The following is a 3,093-nucleotide window of genomic DNA, read 5'->3' as shown; positions in this document are numbered from 1 at the left end:
GGGCTATGCGTGGGCGAGCAGTTCGCGCCGCAGTTCTTCGAGGCCCTCCACGTGCTCCCAGGGGCGACCGTTCGGCTCGGCAGGCTGGGGCAGTCCCGCCCAGCCCTGCAGCCCGATCAGCTGCGTCGAGGTGAGTGAGATCGAGCGCCGCGACACACCGAGGAACGACACCAGCGCGCGCTCCATCGAGGTCGGGCCGATCGATCCGACCTCCACGATTGCGGCCTCACAGACGGGGCAGGTGGTGCCGTCGCGCAGGGTGGGCGACGCCTTCCCGCCGAGTGCGCCGGGTGGCACAGCGCGGCGCTGAGTCCAGACCCCGAGGGACTGGCTCGGCAGCGCCATGACGGCCCACACGCCGCAGAACAGGCAGCCTCCCGAGGGGCACAGGATCGGCTCGGGCTGCTCGATCCGGGCGGCGAGCCAGCCGGCGAACGCGTCTCGCAGCCGCTGGGTGCGCTCCGAGTCCCGCACCAGGTGCGCCCACGGCTCGGCCGCGCATGTCTCGGGGTCGGCATCGGCCAGCATCACCGGCACGAACCGCGACGACCACCGGGCACCGGCGCCGGGAATCGTCAGGTGGTCGAGCATCATCGACAGGTCGCGGTCGGACCGGATCGCGGGGCCGGTCTGCCCGAGCGCGTCGAGCGCGGCCAGGGCGCACTCCACGCGGTGCTCAGCGACGTCACGGCTGCCGATCGCGTACTGCACGCGAGGGTGGGCGTCGAGAAGGCTCTGGGCGCGCTGGTGCATGTCCTGACAGGCGGGGCATCGGGTCAGCGTGAGATCGAGGGCCGGAACGGGGACCCGCCTCGACGCGGGCTGGAACTCGCCTGCGCGGCCGTAGCTGGTCAACGTGATCAGGTCGCTCACGTCGCGGGCGGCTGCCTCGTCCCCGGCGACGGCCACGCCGCAGGTCGCACACGGCAGGGCGGCTTGGGGCAGTGGAATGATTGCGGGCGTCGTCGGGCTCATTGTGGCCTCCGGGGGGTGTCGTCGAGCTGTTCGTCGATCGCGGCCCACTCGTCGCGGGTGAGCACGACGGCGGTCTTGGTCTCGGCCTGCTTCCGCCCCCAGGCGCGCACCGCCTCGCGGCGGCGGCGCAGGTCCTCGGCGGCGGCGGCTTCGCGGGCGCGCTGGGCCTCTTCCTCGCGCTGGCGCTGCCGCTCCGCGGCGGCGCGCTCATCGCGGTAGCGGATCGCCTCGGGCGTCGACAGGGTGCCCGCGTGGGTCGCGGGGATCAGCGGCGGGCGCTGGTTGTCGCGCTCGCTCGCGCTCATCGCGTGCTCCGGGTGTTGTGGGCGGCCTGTGCGGCCTGGCCTCGGGTGATCCTCGGGCCGCACACCGCGTGCGGTATCGGCCAGCACGGCTCGCCGGTGGCGGCGTCGTGGGTGGGGCACGGCACCCACTCCGCGACCGGCACCAGCCGACTGCGGCGCAGCCGCGCGTGGATCTGCTCGGGTGTCGGGTCGTTGCGGTAATCCTCCGGCAGCGACTTGTTCCGGGGATCGGCGGCGTCGAATCGGATCGTCTGGCGGTGGAGGGGATAGAGGCTGGTGTAGCTGGGTGGTGGCTGACTGGGCATGGGCGGGCCTGTCGATCAGGCACCGGCCCTACCTCAGGCTCCGAGTGGAGCGCCAGCATGCGTCTTGGCGACAAGCGTAGTACGGGTACCCCTCGGGGGTATCGTGTGTAGCACAGAAGGACATCGAAGGAGAGACCGATGACGACAACCCACACCGCTGAGCGGACGACGACGACCTACGGAATCGACCCGCTCAAGCAGAACGTCCTGACGGCGCTCGTCGCCTCCGGCCGTGCGCTGCAGGACGATCTCACGCCCGCGCAGCAGGCGATTCGGGATCGCGGCCGCGCGCGCGTCGATGCGCTGATGGCCTCGGGCCTGTACAACCTCTGACATGACGTCATGACGCGCGGCGGGCTGTCCTGTCCTGCGCGTCTCGGGCCGCGTGCCCCCACTGCCTCGCGTCGCGAGTCCTGTCTGTCATGTCATGTCATGGCGTACTGACTGCCCCTACTTTGTAGGGGCAGTCAGTCAGTACGCATGACATGACAAGACCGACTGGACACGCTCGCCCGAGGCGGTCAGGGCTGGGTAGCACGCGAGAGCGCCCGGCCGCGGCGGATCGGCTGCGCTTCCTGGATCGCATTGATTGAAGGGCGTCCCTCGATCGGGGAGAGCAGCGGCACGGCTTTACGGACGGTCGCGGTCTCAGGCACGAGGAACGAACCGTCATCGTTCTTCTGATCGTTGATCCACGCGACGACCGAATCGACATCGGGGAACGCAGGTGCCTTCGGTGCGATCGGCTTGGCCTTCCCCTTCGCCTTCTGAGCGTGGATGATCGCCCCGGCCGTTTCGAGAGTCAGGACCGTGCGCTCGTTCACCGCGAGGTCGAATCCCTCGGTGCCGGGGATCGCGCGCTCGACGTGATCGCTCGCCCGCGACCTGATGGAGACCGGCCGACCTGTCTCGGCACGCCACGTCATCCATCCGGCGACCAGTTCGCGCATATCGCGCGTGCGGCGCAGCGCCCAGGTCGCCCATGCACGATCGCGCTGCATCGCCACCTCGTACAGCATGAACGCGAGCGGTGACACGTCGCCGGTAACGGCGTGCGGCCCGTGCAGCTGGTCCCGGTGACAGTCGGCGGCGCCGCACGTGCTCATGTCATCGAGCGGACCTCCCCAACCGTGATCGGGACACCACCACTCGGTCGTCCCCCTCTCCTGAGTCAGCCATTCGTGATCGGGGTTGTGATCCGGGGTCGCGTCGCCGGCCGCGCAGCGCGGGCACGTCAGCCACCAACGGCTCACGCTCTCGCTGTCGCAGAGCCAGCAGGTCGTGTACCTGAGCTCAAGCCGGGGCCAACCCGAAGGAGTGGAGACCAGGGCGATCTCTCCGTTCGCTCCCGTGCGCCGATGCGCCTCGATCGGACAGGCCAGCATCAGCATCGGCGTCCTCTCGGGAGTCTCGATGAGTCGCGGCTTCGCGCCGTACTCGATGAGAGCGGCTTCGAGGGCCGCGAACACCCCGCTCGGGGTCAGCGGCTTGTTCATGCGGGCCAGATC

General features: G+C 70.3%; 5 protein-coding genes. 1 reads left to right on the top strand and 4 read right to left on the bottom strand.

Going from position 1 to position 3,093, the window contains the following annotated elements; genetic code table 11:
* Positions 1–3: 3 nt before the first annotated feature.
* Genes AC1DVT_RS19135 through AC1DVT_RS19125 form a run of 3 tightly spaced genes read right to left on the bottom strand, consistent with a single transcriptional unit; the run spans position 4 to position 1,585 of the window.
* A complete protein-coding gene (locus AC1DVT_RS19135) occupies positions 4–975 on the bottom strand; it encodes a hypothetical protein (RefSeq protein ID WP_477390859.1) in 972 nt (323 codons plus the stop codon).
* A complete protein-coding gene (locus AC1DVT_RS19130; RefSeq protein ID WP_477390858.1) occupies positions 972–1,280 on the bottom strand; it encodes a hypothetical protein in 309 nt (102 codons plus the stop codon). Before AC1DVT_RS19130 ends, AC1DVT_RS19135 begins: the two co-directional genes overlap by 4 nt.
* A complete protein-coding gene (locus tag AC1DVT_RS19125; protein WP_477390856.1) occupies positions 1,277–1,585 on the bottom strand; it encodes a hypothetical protein in 309 nt (102 codons plus the stop codon). Before AC1DVT_RS19125 ends, AC1DVT_RS19130 begins: the two co-directional genes overlap by 4 nt.
* 138 nt (positions 1,586–1,723) lie before the next feature.
* On the opposite strand from AC1DVT_RS19125, the gene AC1DVT_RS19120 reads away from it, so the two are divergent.
* Entirely contained in the window at positions 1,724–1,918 is a 195-nt protein-coding gene (locus tag AC1DVT_RS19120) for a hypothetical protein (protein WP_477390854.1), read from the top strand.
* 188 nt (positions 1,919–2,106) lie between these two features.
* Here AC1DVT_RS19120 and AC1DVT_RS19115 read toward each other — a convergent pair.
* On the bottom strand, positions 2,107–3,093 hold a 987-nt coding region (locus tag AC1DVT_RS19115; protein WP_477390852.1), incomplete at its 5' end, for a hypothetical protein.

The sequence above is a fragment of the Microbacterium sp. P2_F9 genome (assembly GCF_056403635.1).
Note: the sequence above shows the minus strand (reverse complement) of the source record. Positions and strands in the feature narration are given on the sequence as shown.

Coding starts and splice junctions, on each gene's coding strand:
- AC1DVT_RS19135 (WP_477390859.1), bottom strand. CDS start 975: ATGAGCCCGACGACGCCCGCAATCATTCCACTGCCCCAAGCCGCCCTG.
- AC1DVT_RS19130 (WP_477390858.1), bottom strand. CDS start 1,280: ATGAGCGCGAGCGAGCGCGACAACCAGCGCCCGCCGCTGATCCCCGCG.
- AC1DVT_RS19125 (WP_477390856.1), bottom strand. CDS start 1,585: ATGCCCAGTCAGCCACCACCCAGCTACACCAGCCTCTATCCCCTCCAC.
- AC1DVT_RS19120 (WP_477390854.1), top strand. CDS start 1,724: ATGACGACAACCCACACCGCTGAGCGGACGACGACGACCTACGGAATC.